The following is a 16,570-nucleotide window of genomic DNA, read 5'->3' on the forward strand; positions in this document are numbered from 1 at the left end:
CCTCCAGCACGCCCCCGATCAGCCGGACGCACCCACCCAGCAAAAATCAGGACCCAGACGACCGTTCAGACAACCGATGAAAAATCGAGGTTAGCTGCAGGCGGTTTACTCTCCACTGCGTATCTGCCTGCCTCGCGGTCACCCTTAGCCAAGCCCCTCCCCAATTTCCTGCCCAATCCGCCGCAACAGTTCCGCCGACAACACAGGATCCTTCGACGAGTCCCGGTCCGTGTAGTCCGCCAGCGTGTAGACGCGCAAGAGCGACATCTCGGACCACCGATCCTGCGGCAACAACGAGCGGCCCGCGACGGCGATGATCGCCGGGGTGCCCGATCGGCGTGCGACGGCGGCAGGCAGCTTTCCGGCCAAGGTCTGCTCGTCGATGCTGCCCTCGCCGGTAATGACGACGTCGCAGCTGTCCTTGCGGGTGTCGAAGTCCAGGAGGTCGAGGAAGTAGTCCGCTCTGGAGACCTGAGAAGCACCCAGCAGCATGCACGCGAAGCCGATCCCACCGGCGCTTCCAGCGCCCGGATGCTCGGCAACGGAAGCTGCATCCTCAAACCCAACGGAAGCGAGCACAGAGACAAAGTGCGTCAGACCGGCGTCGAGCGCTGCCAGATCCTGAACCGAAGCACCCTTCTGCGGACCGAACACCGCAGGCGCACCGTCCGGCCCGCACAGCGGGTTGTGCACGTCACTCGCTACAATCAGTTCCGTCTCAGCCAACCCGGGAAGCAACGCCCCGAGAACGGAATGAACAAGGCCAAGGTTCCGCCCGTCGCCCTCCAATGAACAACCGGAAGCATCGAGGAAGCGGAAGCCCAGAGCGGTGAGCATGCCCATTCCTCCGTCGGTGCTGGCGCTGCCTCCGAGCGCCAGCACGATCCGCGCCGGCCTCAGCGAAAGGGCAAAGAGAACGGCCTCGCCAAACCCGCGGCTCGACGCATCGAGCGGCAAAAGCCGCCCGTCCGGCAATAGGCCCAAACCGCAAGTGTTCGCTACTCCACAACAGCAGTGACGCCGTCGAACGCGATGCTCGCCTGGACGGGCTGGCCGGTCGGGCCCGGGACCACCAAAGCGTGGCGGGCGAACCCGGAGGCGACGGCGGCATCGACGCTGCCGTCACCTCCGTCCGCCAGCGGCAGCAACTCACACCGAACCGCTCCGGCGGAACGGAGCCCTGCTGCCAGGGCGTCCGCGACCTCACCGGCGGTGAGGCTGCCTTTGAACTTGTCGGGCGCGATGAGGACGGTCTTCGGGACGCTTGCGTTACTCATGTCAGATGGATTCCGAATAGGCGGGGCGGCGGTCGGCGGGCTGAAAAGGCTCGACGGCGGCAGCGGGCGCGGGAACTTCAGACACCGGAATCGGCTCCACAACTTCGCCGGCGAAGACGCGGCGGACGCGGTCGGCGTCGAGGGTGCGGTCCCACCAGGCGATGAACAGGGTGGCGACAGCGTTGCCGGTGAAGTTTACGAGGGCGCGGCATTCGGACATGAACTTGTCGATGCCGAAGATGAGCATGATGCCGGCGGCCGGGATGGTACCGATGGTGGCCAACGTTGCAGTGAGAGCGATGAAGCCGCCGCCTGCGACCCCGGCAGCACCCTTGGACGTAAGCAGCATGACGGCGATGAGGCCCAATTGAAGATGTTCAGCTTCAGGAACGCCATCACGGAGCCGAGGACCACCACTACAAAGAGGATCGAGGTGATGTAGAACAGCGCGATCAGCCCACCCATGCTGCTCAGCGAGGACACGCCGTACTTGCCGACCGCGAAGGCCATGGCGCCGAACGCACCCAGCGGCGCGGCTTTCATGATGAAGCCCAGGATCTTGAACATCACGCCGGTGAGCCGCTGTACGCCGTCGAGCACGGGCGCGCCGAGCTTGCCCATAGCGTTCAACGCGATGCCGAAGGCGACCGCGATGAAGATGATCTGGAGAATGTCGCCTGCGATGAAGGGCTGGACGATGCTCGTGGGGATGATGTTGGTCAGGAACTGCCACCATTCCTGGTGCGCGCCGGCGTCGATGAGCTTGGCCGCAGCATCAGTGGTCTTGATGGTGCTGGGAGTAGCGTTGACGCCCTCGCCAAGCCGGAAGATGTTGATCGCCACCAGACCGAACACCAGCGCACAAATGGTGCCGACCTGGAAATAGGTGAGGGCCTTCAGGCCCGTCATCCCGACCTTCTTCAGGTCCGCGACGCTCGCGATCCCGCCGACGATGGTCAGGAAGACAATCGGCCCGATGAGCATCCTCATCGCATTGACGAACGTGGTCCCGATCGGTTCCATGGCAATGCCCGCAGTCGGCGCGAGCCAGCCGAGCAGGACGCCAATGAGAATGGCGGTCAGTACCCAGAAATACAATTGCCGGTCCCAGCGGGTCTTGGGAGCCGGAGCTGCGCCGGCCTTGTTGGTGTGCTCCATGATTCCTACCTCATTGTGGAATGTGTCTGGAGAAAACAGAAGGGTAAGTGGCGTCCAAGGGCCCCGCCGCTAGCTTGCGAGCTTGGGAAGGGACTCCCGCGTACGACGGCGGCCGGCCAGCCGCCGTCGTACGTCACCGGGGGTGCGGGCTGCTTTAGACGACCGCCAGCGAGTGGGTGAGTGCTGCAATGATCGCTTCGGTGACGTCGTCCGTGGTGGCCTCGCCGCCGACGTCGCGGGTCAAGAACCCGGCGGCGGTGGTCTGCTCGATGGCGGCCTCGACCAAGCGGGCTTCCTCGTGCAGGCCGAAGTGGTCGAGCATCAGGGCGGCGCTGGCGATCGCGCCGATCGGGTTGCTGATGCCTTTGCCGGCGATGTCCGGCGCGGAACCGTGGACCGGCTCAAACATCGACGGGAAGCGGCGCTCCGGGTTCAGGTTGGCGCTCGCGGCGAGGCCGAGGCTGCCGGTGAGGGCGGAGCCGAGGTCCGAGAGGATGTCGGCGTTCAGGTTGGACGCGACCACCACCGACAGTTCCTCGGGGTGCAGGATGAACTTGGCGCTCATGGCGTCAACCAGGACGCTCTCGGTCTGCACGTCCGGGTAGTCGAGGGCGACGCGCTTGAAGGTTTCGTCCCAGAGGACCATGCCGTACTGCTGAGCGTTGGACTTGGTGACCGACGAGACCTTTTTGACTGTGCGGGTCCGTGCGAGGTCGAACGCGAAGCGCATGATGCGCTCGCAGCCCTTCTCGGTGAACAACGCGGTCTGCAGCGCTACCTCGTTTCCCGGCCCGCGACCACTCAAGTTGCGGCCGCCGAGGCCAGCGTACTCGCCTTCGCTGTTTTCGCGGACAACAATCCAGTCGAGCTCGGTGATGTCAGCTTTGCGGAGCGGGGACTGGATGCCGGGGAGGAATTTGACCGGGCGGATGTTGGCCCACTGGTCGAAGTTCTGGGTGATGTTCAGGCGCAGGCCCCAGAGGCTGATGTGGTCCGGGACGTTCTCCCAACCGACAGCGCCGAAGTAGATGGCGTCGAAATCCTTGAGGGCATCCAGGCCTTTAGGGTCCATCATCTGGCCGGTCTCCTCGTAGTAGCCGCAGCCCCATGGGAACTCGGTCCATTCGAAGCAGAACTTGCCGTTGGAGTTCGCGGCCAGGGCGTTCAGGACGCGGCGGCCTGCGCAGACAACTTCCTTGCCGACTCCGTCTGCGGGGATCGATGCGATGCTGAATTTCTGGGTGGCGCTCATGCCTACCTCCTCGTTGAGTTTGTTGGCAGAGTCACACTGCCTTCCTTTTCAAGTAGACGGGCGGCGGGTAGGTGGCGTCCAAGACTTAGTTTCGATATGACTGATAGGTAGCGCCTATTGGTTTAGCTGTTGGCGCCTTCGGTGTGCTCCGCAGCGACTTTCAAGAATGCTTTGGCCGCGGGGGTGAGGTTGTCTTTGCGGCTGAGCACCGCGACGTCCAGATGGCTCACGGGTTCGATGAGAAGGGTGCGGAGCCGCGCTTTGTGCGCGGTGGTAGCCCACGACGACGGCATCACCGCGTGCCCGACGCCCGCCAGAACGAGGGGCAAGATCGAGGTCCGGTGGGCGACTTCGACGACGATCTCGACCTCGACGCCGTGCGCCAGGGCATCGTCGACGAGCCAACGCATGAGGGAGCCTCGCTGGCTGGCAATGATGCGCTGGCCTCCGAGATCCTCTCGGTGGATGGCTGTTTGCTCGGTACCGAAGGTGTCGGCCTGCGGGTTGACGATCAGGATGAGGGGTTGCTTTTCGAGTTCGAGGACCTGGACGCCGGGCACCAGGATCGGCGTAGGGGAGCCTGCCAGTCCGATCTCGGTGCTGCCGTTGCGGACTGATTCGATCACTTCTTCGGGCGTGAATGCGGCACTGACGTTGAGCCGGACTGCGGGATAGACCTTGGTAAAGGCGGCAATCATGGACGTCAGCGGCTCGATACCGGGGGAAGGCATGGTGATGATATCGAGGCGACCGCTTCTGATGCCGCGGAGTGACTGGACCGCGGATTGCGCGGCGTCGAGATCCCGCATGACGAGTCTGGCCGGGCCGACTAGTTCCTTGCCGGCTTCGCTGAGGACTGCCCTGCGGCCGATGCGGTGGAACAGCGGAACGCCTAGCTCCTTCTCGAGGTTGGCGATGGTCTGGGAAAGCGAAGGCTGGGCGATGAGCAAATGCTCGGCAGCGCGGTTGAACCCGTCGTGGTCGACGACGGCGAGGAAGTACTTCAGTTTTCGCGTGTCCACGGTGCGGCTCCTCTGGCTGGGCGGTCTTCCGAAACGATCGATAGCCTACGCCTATCAGTGGCTCAAGCGATGGCCGGGCTGTCTGGGCGTTCGAGGTGCTGCCTCCCAAAAAAATCCGGCTGCTTCTCAAGATTTTTCGCCCGGGCGCGGTTCTCCGGCCTAATAATGTCAGTGGTCCCTGCGAGGCTTTTCTTATGGACGGGAACCGGGGAACACAGCTGATCGGAGCGGGCGCGCCAGTCGGCGGCGCGGTTCCGGATGCTGTCCCCGGTGTCGCTGTCCCGCGCGTTCGGGTGCGGGACCTGGTCGATGTTGTGACGTCGCTTCGCCCAGCCGCTGCCTTTGAACTGGCCGGCGGCACCGAACGTCCCGACCCCGCTGAATTGATTGACCAGTTGCGTACCCTTGAGGATCTGAAGTCCGCGGCCGCCGCTGCGCAGGCGAGGATTGCCGTCGCGTTCGATGCCGCCCAGCGCAGCGCGGAGGCAGATCTGGGCATCCCCGCTGAGGAGCAGGGACGCGGCGTCGCGGCACAAATTGCCTTGGCCCGGCGGGAGTCTCCCGCCCGCGGATCCCGGCTCCACGGCCTCGCCAAAGCGCTTGTGAGCGAAATGCCGCACACCCTCGCCGCCCTCGACACCGGACAGCTGAACGAATGGCGCGCGACCCTGCTGGTGAAGGAAACAGCCTGCCTGAGCGCCGAGGACCGCCGCGCCGTGGACGAGGAACTGGCCGCCGACACGGGGACCTTCGACGGCGCCGGCGACAAGGCCATCATCGCCGCGGGCCGGACCGCGGCCTACCGGCGGGACCCCCGCTCCGTCACCCAGCGCGCCGGCCACGCCGCCACCGAACGGCACGTCAGCCTGCGCCCGGCACCGGACACCATGACCTACCTGACCGCCCTCCTCCCGGTTGCCCAGGGGGTGGCCGTGCACGCGGCCCTGTCCCGGCACGCCGACACCCTCCGCTCCGGAGGGGAGACCCGGTCCCGGGGACAGATCATGGCCGACACCCTCGTCGAACGCACCACCGGCACCCCCGCCGGGATCAGCGGGGTGGAAGTCCAGCTCGTCATGACCGACCGCACCCTCTTCCAGGGCGAGGCCGAACCGGCACGCCTGCCCGGCTACGGGATCGTCCCCGCCGCCTGGGCCAGGACACTGCTCACCGGGAACAAGGGCCACGCCGAACCCGGGCAACCCGGCCAGTCCGGGCCGGACCAAGCCTTCAAGCTCTGGCTCCGGCGCCTCTACACCACCCCCGGAACCGGCGACCTTGTCGCCGTCGATTCGCGGGCACGGCTTTTTCCGGCAGGCATGCGGCGATTCATCCAGGCCCGCGACGACACCTGCCGCACCCCCTACTGCGACGCGCCCATCCGGCACTTCGACCACATCGTCCCCTGGCACGACAAAGGACCCACCAGCCTAGCCAACGGGGCTGGCCTATGCGAAGCCTGCAACCACACCAAAGAACTCACCGGTTGGACAGCACGAACCCGGTCAGCAACAACACGCCACGTCGTTGAAATCCGCACCCCCGCCGGACATACCTACCGTTCCACAGCCCCGCCGCTGCCAGGAACGCATTTGAACGGAGACCCGCCCGTCATGGCGGCACACTATTTCGGGGACCTGTTTCGCAGCCGCCACCGATCGGAAATGCCGGCTGCCTAGGTCCTGTTCCCGCTTTCGTTGCCGACAGCTTTCTAGAACAAACCCAACGGTAGGATCGTAGGCTCAAGCTATGGACAGCAGGAGCAGTCACAGCACCAGCTTGTCCCGCATGCTCGATTCCGGTGCAAACCTGACAGTGGACGGTGCACTTGCCACCGAGCTTGAAGCACGCGGCTGCGATCTGGACGATCCGCTATGGTCGGCCAAGGTCCTCTTGGAACAACCTCAGCTGATCAAGCAGGTACATCGCGACTATTTCGACGTCGGCGCCGCAGTCGCCATCACCTCGAGCTATCAAGCACTGCCACAGGGATTTGCCCGGTGCGGCATTGCCGAGGCGGAAGCCTTGGAACTGGTGGCGTTAAGCGTTCGCTTGGCCGACGAGGCCCGGGGCGAGTACTTCCTCGCCCAGCGCGAGTTCAAGGAGTTCCACCGGCCGCGCATTCGGGCGCTCGTGGAGGCCGCCGCGGACCTGCTGGCCTGTGAGACGCTGCCCTCCTTCGCGGAGGCTGAGGCCCTTTTGGCGCTCGTGGAAGAGTTCGACGTCGAATCCTGGTTTTCCTTCACGCTTCGGGACGGCGGACACATCAGCGACGGCACGCCCCTTGCTGAGGTGGCGGCGCTTTGTGGAGCCCAGCCGCGCGTCGCCGCGATCGGCGTGAATTGCGTGCCGCTGAACTTGGTTTCCCCAGCGCTTGAGGCCCTGCGCAATGCCACGGACAAGCCGCTGCTCGCGTACCCGAACTCGGGCGAAAGCTACGACGCCGTCACCAAGACGTGGGGACCTTGCCCCGGGGCATGCGCCGGGGGCCCGTCAAGCCTCGCCGAAGGGGCTGGCACTTGGCGCGATCTTGGGGCTCGGCTCATCGGCGAGTGCTGCCGGACGACGCCGCGGGACATCGCTGCCGTGGCGAGGCTGTCGATGAAGCGCTAGCGCGCAGATCCGGTCAGAACGCGGGGCCTCCCGTTTCGCCCAAGGGATACCCGCGCTGAAGCTGTGCAACTTTCGGATCGTCTTCATCAGCTCCGTAGTCCGAGTTCCGGGTGATGTCCTTTCCGTCGGGGAGCTTCATGGCGCGGAAGACCAGCGAGAGTACGGCAGCAACGATAAGGTTGATCGCGAACGCCACGACGGCGATGTAAACCTGCACATTGGTGCCGGGGATGGCCGCGATGGACCCGCCGAAGTTGGCCTTCGTCACGGGGTTGACCACGTTGTACGCGGCGACGGTGCCGTAGATGATCCCGGCCGCCCAGCCTGCGAAGAGCGCCCAGCGGTGGAACCAGCGAGTGTACAGTCCTGCCACGATCGCGGGGAAGGTCTGCAGGATCCAGATACCGCCAAGTAGCTGCATATTGATGGCAGCCGATTGGTCCATCGCAATCACGAAAATCAGCGCCCCGAACTTCACCACGAGCGAGGCGATCTTGGAGACCTTCGCTTCCTGCCGCGGGTCGGCGTCGGGCCGGATCAGGTCGCGGTAGATATTGCGGGTGAACAGGTTAGCGGCAGCGATCGACATGATAGCGGCCGGGACCAAGGCGCCGATGGCGATAGCCGCCAAGGCGATCCCTGCAAACCATGCGGGGAAGTTGTCCAGGAACAGCTGCGGAACCACCAGTTGCGGATTGACGGCACCGTTCAGGTCAATGGGTTTGGTGCCCGCGGAGATGGCCGCGTAACCCAGGAGGGCAAGGAACCCCAGCATAAGCGAGTACAGCGGAAGAACCGCGGCATTCTTGCGGATGGTGTTCCTGCTCTTGGTCGCCAAGACCCCGGTGACCGAGTGGGGGTACATGAACAGCGCCATGGCCGATCCCAGAGCCAGTGTCCAGTACGCCGAATAGCTTGCGGCACCCGGGATGAAGACGCCGGTTGGCTTTCCTGTGGCCGGGCTGATGGCGTCGAGTTTCGTCTGGGCCGCACCGAAGATGTTGTCCCAGCCCCCGAACTTGATCGGCAGGTAGATCACAGCAACGATGACCGCGAGGTAGATCAGCAGATCCTTCACGACGGCGATAAGCGCCGGCGCCCGAAGGCCCGAAGTGTAGGTGTAGGCGGCCAGGACCACGAAGGCGATGATCAGCGGAAGGTCAGTCAGCAGCACATTCTGCGCGCTGCCGAGGCCCAACACCGTGAGTACGGCTTTGATGCCGACCAGTTGCAGCGCGATGTAGGGCATGGTCGCGACAATGCCCGTGAGGGCCACCGCAACAGTCAACGCCCTGCTGCCATAGCGCCCGCCAACGAAGTCCGCCGGCGTGACGAACCCATGGCGGTGCGAGACCGACCACAAACGGCTCATCAACAGGAACACAATCGGGTAGAGCACGATCGTGTATGGCACGGCGAAGAAACCGCTCACGGCGCCGGTGGCCCACATTGCCGCCGGGACGGCCACGAATGTGTAGGCCGTGTAGAGATCGCCACCGAGAAGGAACCACGTCACCCAGGTTCCAAAACCGCGGCCGCCGAGGCCCCACTCATCGAGACTGTGCAGGCCGGTCTCCTTGCCCGCTCGCCAGCGTGCGGCGAAGAAGCCCAAGACCGCCACCAGGATAAAGAGGACGACGACGACGGTGAGCGCGACGCCGTTGACGGGCCGATCCGCTGTGGTCACCAGCGGGACGGTGAGCCCGCTCATTGTTCCTGCTCCTCAGTGCGTGCGCCCCGCGCGACCTCGCGGCGGCGACGGTCCTCCTTGGTAACCAGCCAGTAGGAGACGCCCACCATGCCTGCCGTGATCGGGACCCAGAGCATTTGGTACCAGTAAAAGAACGGCATGCCAGCGAGCCGCGGCTGATCAATCGAATACACCGGGACCAACAGTGGAACCAGAATGGCGATGGCCAGCAGGATTCCGGCCACAATATACGGACCGGGCCTTGCGGGCCCCCGGGTCGGCACATCGGGAGATGACATGGACGCCTCCTCATAGAGACGGCCCCCGGAGCGGGATGGGCTTCCCGGGACGTGCCGGTGGCCTGGCAGACCGTACGTGTACCGGTCCATCAACAGAATAGATTCTGGATTAATTCTTTGACAGGGGAAGTGGTCCCGTTTTTTGTTGCGGGCTCAGCGGCGGATGGCGCAGCGCTTAATCAGCCCGCCAGCTACGTACCCGCCAGCCATTCCGGCTCGAAGTCCGGATGGTCCGAATAGGGCAGCGCGAGGGCATTCAACGACTTCGTGGTCCATTCGATCGATTCCGGGATCCACTGCGGGGTATCACCAAGCGTGCCGCGAACCATCGTGGCCAGGGCCGTCTGCCGTGCGGATTCCACGATCCTGAGCAGCCTTCTCTTTGATTCGCATTCCAGGAGAAGGCGTCGCTCGTACCATTTGCCCGCTTCGGAGACGGAACGGTCGCCGAGGAGTTTCCGTGCCGCAGCCTCGTCCTCGTTCAGGCGGTCCGAGAGGAAATCGACGATATCCACAAATTGAGCGTACGCGTCCCTTGCGGCTGCGGAAATGCCTGCCTCCGCTAAGCGGGGTCGGCCTGCTTTTCGCGCGGGAGTTCGACGGCGGGAGCGGCCGCGGGGGACGAAGCGGCGGCAGCGGCTCGGGCTGAAATCGGGATGTTGACGTGGGGGAGGGCGGCAACATGGGGGAGGGCGTTGAAGTGGCTCCGGGACATGCTGCCGAACTCGTAGGCGGTCTCGGCGTGCTCGGACAAGTCCACGCCGGCGAGCTCCGCCTCGTGGCTGACCCGGAATCCAACGGTCTTGTGAATGACAAGGGCAATGATTGCCGTCATGATTCCCGAGATTGCAAGGGTGACAAGAATGGCGACGATCTGCGCCACGAGCTGCTGGAGTCCGCCTCCGTAAAACAATCCTCCACCCTTGCCGTTCACCGGCAGCGCGATGAATCCGAGCGCGAGCGTGCCGACAAGTCCGCCACCGAGGTGGACGCCCACGACGTCGAGGGAGTCATCAAAGCCGAACTTGTGTTTCAGGTCGACAAATACGGCGCAGGCGGCGCCGGCTACCAGCCCCAGGCCGAGGGCTGCCGCGGGAGCCACATTGGCGCAGGCCGGAGTAATAGCCACGAGGCCGGCAACGACGCCGGATGCGGCACCCAATGATGTGGGGTGGCCGTGCCGGATCTTCTCGGTGACCAACCAGCTGAGCATAGCCCCGGCCGGGGCAACAAGGGTGTTGACCCAGATCAAGCCGGCCTGCGCCGACGTCGTGGCCGCGCCGGCATTGAAACCGAACCAACCGAACCACAGGAGTCCGGCGCCAAGCATGATGAAGGGGAGGTTGTGCGGGCGGTGGTTCGGGTCTTTTCCAAAGCCGTGACGCTTGCCCAGGATCAATGCCAGGACAAACGCGGCAGCGCCGGAGCTGATTTCCACCACTGTGCCGCCGGCGAAGTCAATCACCTGACCGAAGACCGAACTGATCGCTCCGCCAGGGCTGAGTAGGCCGCCACCCCAGACCATGAAAGCCAAGGGGCAATACACCAGGGTGATCCAGATGGGGACGAAGATGACCCAGGATGAGAATTTGGCGCGGTCGGCGATGGCGCCGCTGATCAGGGCCACGGTGACGATGGCGAAGGTAGCGCTGAAGCCGAGTTTGATGAGATCGGTGGAACCGACCAGGTCCGCCGAGCCGAAGCTGCTGAACGGATTGCCGAAAATCCCCAGAACACTCTTGCCGCTGATCATCGAGTAGCCCCACAGGATCCACACGGCGCCTACGATGCCCGCGGAGATGAAGCTCATCATGATCATGTTGAGGGAGGCCTTGGCCCGCGTCATGCCACTGTAGAAGAGGCCGAGTGCCGGAGTCATGAGCAGTGCAAGTGCCGCCGACACCATCACCCAAACGTTTTCCGCAGTGATATTCACGTGCGTTTCCCTTCTTATCGGAATGCCGTAGGAGGACCGCCGCAGCGTGGCCCGGTTCTTCCCCTGCCCAATATTTCCGGTTCCGTGTTTCAAGCAATGCGAGGAAAAGTTGCGGGTACGTTACATGACTTGACATGGCGTGAAGAACGCATGACGGGCGTGTTTCGGGAATGTTAACGCCGCCCCGGCACGGACGAGTGGCCCTCCGGAACAGGCGCCAAGGATCCCAGTGATTCCGCGGATTCCAGAGCCAAAGGAGGTGAAATCCTTCCACTAGGCCGGAAATCCGGACATTTCTTCCACGTGAACGGCGGCTCACCGCACCTCAAACGGATGTTTCGGCCGAACGCTGGCGCGTCACTGCCGCCGCGCGCACACTTAGCCTGTGAAGCCGTTTCTCCTGCTCGCATCTCGCGCCGAAGACGCTGCCGCCGAGGAAGAGTACCAGGCGTATCTTCGTTTTGGAGGGCTCGCTCCCGAGCAACTGCAACGCATCCGAATGGAGGTGGCGCCCCTCCCGCCGCTTGAGCTCTCCGACTATTCCGGAGTGATTGTGGGTGGCAGCCCCTTCACCTCGAGCGACCCGCCGGAACACAAGAGCCCGGTCCAGAAAAGGGTGGAGAAAGAACTCGCGCAGCTGCTGGACACGATTGTTGCCGCCGACTTTCCCTTTCTGGGGGCCTGCTATGGGGTCGGAACCCTGGGACTTCACCAAGGGGCTGTGATTGACCGTACCTATGGTGAAGGACTCGGCGCGGTAACCATCAAACTCACAGCGGAGGGCCTCCAAGACCCGCTCCTCCAAGGCATGTCCGAGCGTTTTGTCGCCTTTACCGGCCATAAGGAAGCCTGCACGGTCCTGCCAGGACATGCGGTGTTGCTTGCCGGCTCGGCCGCCTGCCCGGTGCAGATGTTCCGGATCAAGAGGAACCTTTACGCCACTCAATTCCATCCGGAGCTCGACGCCGAGGGGCTCGTCACGCGGATCGACACGTATCGCCACGCTGGATACTTTCCGCCCGAGGCTGCTGAACAGCTGATGGCAGACGCCCGGAAGATCACGGCCACCGAACCGATGAAGATCCTCGGCAACTTTGTCCGCCGATACGCGATTCCCCAATAACGTCGGGGGAATGAAGCACAATGGGCCCATGACTTTTGCAAATGTGGGAAGCCTCGGCACGAAACCCGGCCAGCGCGACGCCGTCGTCTCCATCCTTCTCAGACCGAAACCGGAGCTCCGGGGCGCGGGCTGCCTGCTCTACGAGGTGGGCGTCAACGAGGAATCGCCGGACACGGTCTTTGTCTGCGAACTATGGGAATCGGCAGAAGCGCACCAAGGATCGCTGCAGCTGGACAGCGTCCGGGCCGCCATAAGTGAGGCAATGCCACTGCTGTCCGGGGAGATGGGCGGCACCCGGTTCACGGTATTGGGCTCACCGCTCCGAAACCCCTGATATTCATCCAGGCGACACGTGGCTGACGGACAGGATTTTCATAGCTCTTACATAGCTGCAGTAGCTACGGTTGGTTCATTATGGAAGAGCAAGAGCCCCGTCGTCCCGGCCAAGGGTCCGGACGAAAGAGAAGTCGGTGGAACCGCTGGAGTCCCCGCCGACGTCGATCGGCCTTGCTGACGGCCTTCGCGGGCATTCTGGCACTGACCCTGACGGCCACGGTTTACTCGGCCGCGCATGCCCGCTCATCCGTCCCCCATGCTGTATCGGCGGTAGCCGGCGCCACGCCGTCGGCAGCTGTTCCAGCCGCATCCCCGACGACGGCATTCCCGACGACGGCGGCCGCCGCGGCCGAGGCGCCGACTGCAGCTCCAGCCGTCGCGGCTCCCGCAGTTGCGGCGCCGGCTGCTTCGGGTACCGGAGTGACCCCCGCGTTGGACTCCGAGATCAACGGCATCATCAACGCCAACAGCCAGTACCAGATCGGCGTCACCCTGATCGACTTATCTGATGGCTCAAGCCATCAGTACGGGGTCCAAGCGCCATTCGAGGCAGCAAGCACCGCCAAAGTCCTGTCTGCCGCAGCGTACTATCACCTTGTCGAAACGGGCGCAGTGTCCCTTGACGATCCCTTGGGCGAGTACACAGCCGGATTCCAGATCAAAGAGATGATCCAGAACAGCGACAACGACTCCTGGTCCCTGATCATGGACGCGGTCGGTTATTCGGAACTGCAGGCCTATGCCGCATCGATCGGTGTCAGCTACGACCCGATGAACAACACTCTGACTCCAAGCGAAATGGCCAGCATCATGGCCGGCCTCTACGGCGGGAAGCTCCTGAACCAGCAGGACACCGCACAGTTGTTGTCCTATATGCAGAACACCAACTACGAGTCACTCATCCCCGCCGCAGTGCCGGCCGGAATCACTGTTTTCCACAAGTATGGACTGCTCGACGACGAACTCCACGACGCCAGCATCCTCACCAACGGGACCAACTCCTACGCATTCGTGGTCTACACCAAAGGCCAGGACGAGAGCGATATCCCCGCCCGCACCGACATCTTCCACCAGCTCACCCAGGCTGTGGTGAATGGTCTGTTCTAAAGGGACCTGGCCCGATCTTCAGCATCACGACGCCGGCCGCGCAGTCAGACTGACTGCGCGGCCGGCGTCCTTGTTCCCTTATGGGCGCTGAGCGCCTGTAGAAGTGCTATCTATATGTCTCCCTTCTTCATGGGGTCGGGCCAATTTCCTATCAATCGGTTATGGTCCTGCATGGTCTTCTCCTGACTAAGACGGTGTTCTGCGCGATGCGGCGCAATTGGTCGTGCCTGCCAAAAGGGCAGGGGCGGCCTGATCAGTCGGGAGAGGAACCAGGATCGAATGCAGGTTCGGCTGAGGGGCTTTGCCGGCGATCGGGGATCGGGCCATGGCGGGGTGGCGGTGCCAGCGCATGTTGTTCCGGCAGATCTGCAGCGCCGTAGGCGGCCGAGCCACCCTGCGACTCCGACGTCGATCCAGACTCTTGTGGGGGCGCGGCCGGAGGGACCTGTTTGCCGGGCGGAGGGCCACCCGGAACTGGCGACATTTCCGTCGTCGCCAGCATTTCCGGGGGCAGGACAACAACTGTACGGGGGCTCGTGCTGGCAAGTATGGTGGGCGCGGTCAGCGCAGCGACGGATCCGGCGCGCAAGGGATCGACGGGGATAGCTGGAACGCTTGGTCCGTGAGGCGGCAGTGCTCCGGGCACCGGCGGCAATGCCGGCACGGAAGGCGGCTCGGGCAATGGCGGGAGTTCCCCGATCGTGTTCTCGACCACGGGCGGCACAGCGTCGACGACTCCAACCACTGGCGTCAAGACCTGCTCCGTTAGCTGATTGACAACGGTCTTAGGAACTGTGGCCAACGGACCCGGGCTTGGAACCACGGACGGGACGTGCTCGACGATCGGCCCTACGGGATCGGTGAGGGGAACCGGTGGCAGTGAAACCGAAGGTGTCGGGACAGCCGGAATCGTCGGCAGAAGGTCTGTGGCCTGCGAAGGACCGGCCAGCCACAGCAACCACGCCAATGCGCCGAAAACGGCGAGAAGAACGGGGCGAACCAAAGAAACGCCACGGCACCCCAGATACCCAGCCAAACACTCCACCTCCCCAGTGCGGTGTTTGGAAACTAAGGTACGCCCGTCCGGGGCGGCAGTCCATAGCTAAGCATGCTTAGCGCCCGAACTCCGGAAGGATCGCCAGATGGGACGCGGCGTCGACATCGGGGCGGAGATCCCGGTCCTGGACGTCGGCGGGCAACGATAGACCGGCGTCGAAGGCTTTTCGGAACCGCGGACTCGCGAATTCTCCGGGTGTCCGGCCTTGCAGCCTCAGTGCCCGTGACGCGCAAAGGAGTTCAACACCAACAACCGTTGCAAGCGCCCGGACGGTGGAATCCAGCCGGGAGGTGGACACACTCGCGAAACTTGCATCTTCTTCAGCGCCCAAGGACAGGACCACCGTTTGTAGGCTCACCGGCTGAGCGTTGGCTCGAATATGGCCCACCGCTGCGGCCGCCACATATTCCAGCATCATGACGCCGGACTGGCCGGAGTCGTCGACGGCAAGGAACCTGTGGAGGCCCGTGTACGCGGGATCGCATAACCGGCTGATCCTTCCAAGCGTGTTGGTGCATGCTGCGCCAAGTGCCAACTGCAACCCGTCAATCCGCCGGGCGAGAGTGGACATCTGGAAGAGGCCGTGGTGCGCCACACCGTTGCTGCCATCTTCCACGGAGCCGAAGACCATGGGGTTCTCGTGGCCTGCAACCACCAGACGCTCCAAGACGAGCTTCAGCGCGTCGAGTTCTTCCACTACAGCGCCTAGTGCGTGTGGAAGCATGCGCAGAGAATACGGGTCCTGAATACGTGCGGGCTTGCCATGCCCTGATACCAGTCCCTGAAGGGTTGTAGCCACGTCTGCCAGTGCGTCCGATTCTGCCGCCTTTGCGACTTCCGGGGCGAACGCTTCGGAGTTTCCTGACATGGCAGCGAATGTCAGTGCGCTGACCGTCGTGAGGTTCTCCAACAGGGTCGCTAGCCTCTGATGCGCCAGGACGGCCTGGGCGATGGTAAGCGCGCTGGAGCTGATGAAGGGCAGCGCATCCTCGGTCGCCCAAGTCTCCAGTGGCACCGGCACTTTCTTGCCGTCCATGGTGGGCCGCTCACCGAGGAGGGTGAGAGCCGTTCCCGCCAGGGCGGGAAGATCTGCGGTTCCTATACCGCCGAATTCCCGTACTTCCGGCAGGGTATCGGCGTTGAGCATCTCCGAAACGGCGTCGGCTACAGCCGGGTTGATCCCGGATGCGCCGGCTGCGAGTTGGGAGAGCCTGATGATCAGCATCGCCCGGACGGTCTCGCGGTCAAGGGCCCGTCCGGCATCGACGGCATGGCTCCGCAACAAGTTGAGACCGTGGGTGTCGACCTCAGTGTCCGCTTGGTTGAGGGTCACGGAGCGGTTAGCGCCTACGCCTGTGGACCGACCATAAACCGGCCGTGCCTGTGCCGTCGCGCGGGCGGAGCGCTGGGACGCCGTCATGCGTTCAACGGCCGACGGCGCCAGCGTCACTTTATGGCGGCCTGCTGCCACCGCTAGGATGTCGCCGAGCTCAAGCCGGCGTCCGTCAATTTCGATCATGGGAGTGATTCTTTCTCAGATGGGTGGTTGACCTCCCCAACTAGCTCGCAGTTGTTGTCGTTTTCGGGGCTCATAACGACATCTGGTGCGAGCTAGTTGGGGTTGTCGGGTCTGGTTAGCGGGTTTCTTCCATGGGGATGCGGACGCCGCGTTCGTGGGCGACTTCGATGGCGCGGTCGTA

At 63.8% G+C, this 16,570-nt stretch carries 15 protein-coding genes and 1 pseudogene; 5 read left to right on the forward strand and 11 right to left on the reverse strand.

Annotated features, from left to right (window positions below; translation table 11 throughout):
• Positions 1-144: 144 nt before the first annotated feature.
• The 5 genes and pseudogenes from ABH924_RS23865 to ABH924_RS23885 form a co-directional block, all read right to left on the reverse strand.
• Positions 145-1,277 (reverse strand): annotated as a pseudogene (locus ABH924_RS23865) (glycerate kinase).
• A gap of 1 nt (position 1,278) precedes the next feature.
• Positions 1,279-1,578 (reverse strand): cation:dicarboxylate symporter family transporter, encoded by a 300-nt coding sequence (locus tag ABH924_RS23870; RefSeq protein WP_404502901.1) that lies wholly within the window; start codon positions 1,576-1,578, stop codon positions 1,279-1,281.
• On the reverse strand, positions 1,473-2,435 hold the full coding sequence (locus ABH924_RS23875) for a cation:dicarboxylate symporter family transporter (protein WP_404502878.1): 963 nt from the start codon (positions 2,433-2,435) through the stop codon (positions 1,473-1,475). The genes ABH924_RS23870 and ABH924_RS23875 overlap by 106 nt, the downstream gene beginning before the upstream one ends.
• 154 nt (positions 2,436-2,589) lie before the next feature.
• Positions 2,590-3,687, reverse strand: coding sequence for a tartrate dehydrogenase (locus ABH924_RS23880; protein WP_404502880.1), 1,098 nt, complete (start codon positions 3,685-3,687; stop codon positions 2,590-2,592).
• Positions 3,688-3,809: 122 nt separating this feature from the next.
• Positions 3,810-4,709: a LysR family transcriptional regulator gene (locus ABH924_RS23885; protein WP_404502881.1), complete on the reverse strand. Its 900-nt coding sequence runs from the start codon at positions 4,707-4,709 to the stop codon at positions 3,810-3,812.
• 194 nt (positions 4,710-4,903) lie between these two features.
• Between ABH924_RS23885 and ABH924_RS23890 the strand changes: the two genes are divergently transcribed.
• Together ABH924_RS23890 and ABH924_RS23895 are read left to right on the forward strand one after the other, a co-directional pair.
• Positions 4,904-6,388, forward strand: a complete 1,485-nt coding sequence (locus ABH924_RS23890; protein ID WP_404502883.1) for an HNH endonuclease — start codon at positions 4,904-4,906, stop codon at positions 6,386-6,388.
• A gap of 70 nt (positions 6,389-6,458) precedes the next feature.
• A complete protein-coding gene (locus ABH924_RS23895) occupies positions 6,459-7,322 on the forward strand; it encodes a homocysteine S-methyltransferase (RefSeq protein ID WP_404502885.1) in 864 nt (287 codons plus the stop codon).
• 13 nt (positions 7,323-7,335) lie between these two features.
• On the opposite strand, the gene mctP is transcribed toward ABH924_RS23895, so the two are convergent.
• From mctP to ABH924_RS23915, 4 genes are all read right to left on the reverse strand, one after another.
• Positions 7,336-9,033, reverse strand: coding sequence for a monocarboxylate uptake permease MctP (mctP, locus tag ABH924_RS23900; RefSeq protein WP_404502887.1), 1,698 nt, complete (start codon positions 9,031-9,033; stop codon positions 7,336-7,338).
• The gene (locus ABH924_RS23905; RefSeq protein ID WP_404502889.1) at positions 9,030-9,311 is read right to left on the reverse strand and encodes a DUF3311 domain-containing protein; all 282 of its coding nucleotides are present in this window, start codon (positions 9,309-9,311) and stop codon (positions 9,030-9,032) included. The genes mctP and ABH924_RS23905 overlap by 4 nt, the downstream gene beginning before the upstream one ends.
• Before the next feature lie 191 nt (positions 9,312-9,502).
• Positions 9,503-9,826, reverse strand: coding sequence for a DUF6221 family protein (locus ABH924_RS23910; RefSeq protein WP_234754299.1), 324 nt, complete (start codon positions 9,824-9,826; stop codon positions 9,503-9,505).
• A 47-nt stretch (positions 9,827-9,873) separates the two neighbouring features.
• Positions 9,874-11,247: an ammonium transporter gene (locus ABH924_RS23915; RefSeq protein ID WP_404502891.1), complete on the reverse strand. Its 1,374-nt coding sequence runs from the start codon at positions 11,245-11,247 to the stop codon at positions 9,874-9,876.
• A gap of 385 nt (positions 11,248-11,632) precedes the next feature.
• Here ABH924_RS23915 and ABH924_RS23920 point away from each other — a divergent pair, with 385 nt between their 5' ends.
• The 3 genes from ABH924_RS23920 to ABH924_RS23930 all read left to right on the forward strand — a co-directional run bounded on the left by ABH924_RS23920 (position 11,633) and on the right by ABH924_RS23930 (position 13,813).
• Positions 11,633-12,370 carry a glutamine amidotransferase gene (locus tag ABH924_RS23920; RefSeq protein ID WP_404502893.1) on the forward strand — a complete coding sequence of 246 codons (738 nt, stop codon included), beginning with the start codon at positions 11,633-11,635 and terminating at the stop codon, positions 12,368-12,370.
• Between the two features lie 28 nt (positions 12,371-12,398).
• Positions 12,399-12,704 (forward strand): putative quinol monooxygenase, encoded by a 306-nt coding sequence (locus ABH924_RS23925; protein ID WP_234754291.1) that lies wholly within the window; start codon positions 12,399-12,401, stop codon positions 12,702-12,704.
• Positions 12,705-12,877: 173 nt separating this feature from the next.
• A complete protein-coding gene (locus tag ABH924_RS23930; protein WP_404502895.1) occupies positions 12,878-13,813 on the forward strand; it encodes a serine hydrolase in 936 nt (311 codons plus the stop codon).
• A gap of 253 nt (positions 13,814-14,066) precedes the next feature.
• Here the strand turns inward: ABH924_RS23930 and ABH924_RS23935 are convergent, their stop codons facing one another.
• Both ABH924_RS23935 and ABH924_RS23940 read right to left on the reverse strand, forming a co-directional pair.
• Positions 14,067-14,816 (reverse strand): hypothetical protein, encoded by a 750-nt coding sequence (locus tag ABH924_RS23935; protein ID WP_404502897.1) that lies wholly within the window; start codon positions 14,814-14,816, stop codon positions 14,067-14,069.
• A 109-nt stretch (positions 14,817-14,925) separates the two neighbouring features.
• Positions 14,926-16,389, reverse strand: a complete 1,464-nt coding sequence (locus ABH924_RS23940; protein ID WP_404502899.1) for an aromatic amino acid ammonia-lyase — start codon at positions 16,387-16,389, stop codon at positions 14,926-14,928.
• Positions 16,390-16,570 lie beyond the last annotated feature (181 nt).

The organism is Arthrobacter sp. GAS37 (genome assembly GCF_044908325.1).
GTDB classification, from domain to species: Bacteria; Actinomycetota; Actinomycetes; order Actinomycetales; family Micrococcaceae; genus Arthrobacter; species Arthrobacter ramosus.

What these genes read in the sequence shown, in the direction of transcription:
- ABH924_RS23895 (WP_404502885.1), top strand. Translation starts at nt 6,459, where the DNA reads ATGGACAGCAGGAGCAGTCACAGCACCAGCTTGTCCCGCATGCTCGAT.
- ABH924_RS23940 (WP_404502899.1), bottom strand. Translation starts at nt 16,389, where the DNA reads ATGATCGAAATTGACGGACGCCGGCTTGAGCTCGGCGACATCCTAGCG.
- ABH924_RS23875 (WP_404502878.1), bottom strand. Translation starts at nt 2,435, where the DNA reads ATGGAGCACACCAACAAGGCCGGCGCAGCTCCGGCTCCCAAGACCCGC.
- ABH924_RS23890 (WP_404502883.1), top strand. Translation starts at nt 4,904, where the DNA reads ATGGACGGGAACCGGGGAACACAGCTGATCGGAGCGGGCGCGCCAGTC.
- mctP (WP_404502887.1), bottom strand. Translation starts at nt 9,033, where the DNA reads ATGAGCGGGCTCACCGTCCCGCTGGTGACCACAGCGGATCGGCCCGTC.
- ABH924_RS23925 (WP_234754291.1), top strand. Translation starts at nt 12,399, where the DNA reads ATGACTTTTGCAAATGTGGGAAGCCTCGGCACGAAACCCGGCCAGCGC.
- ABH924_RS23905 (WP_404502889.1), bottom strand. Translation starts at nt 9,311, where the DNA reads ATGTCATCTCCCGATGTGCCGACCCGGGGGCCCGCAAGGCCCGGTCCG.
- ABH924_RS23880 (WP_404502880.1), bottom strand. Translation starts at nt 3,687, where the DNA reads ATGAGCGCCACCCAGAAATTCAGCATCGCATCGATCCCCGCAGACGGA.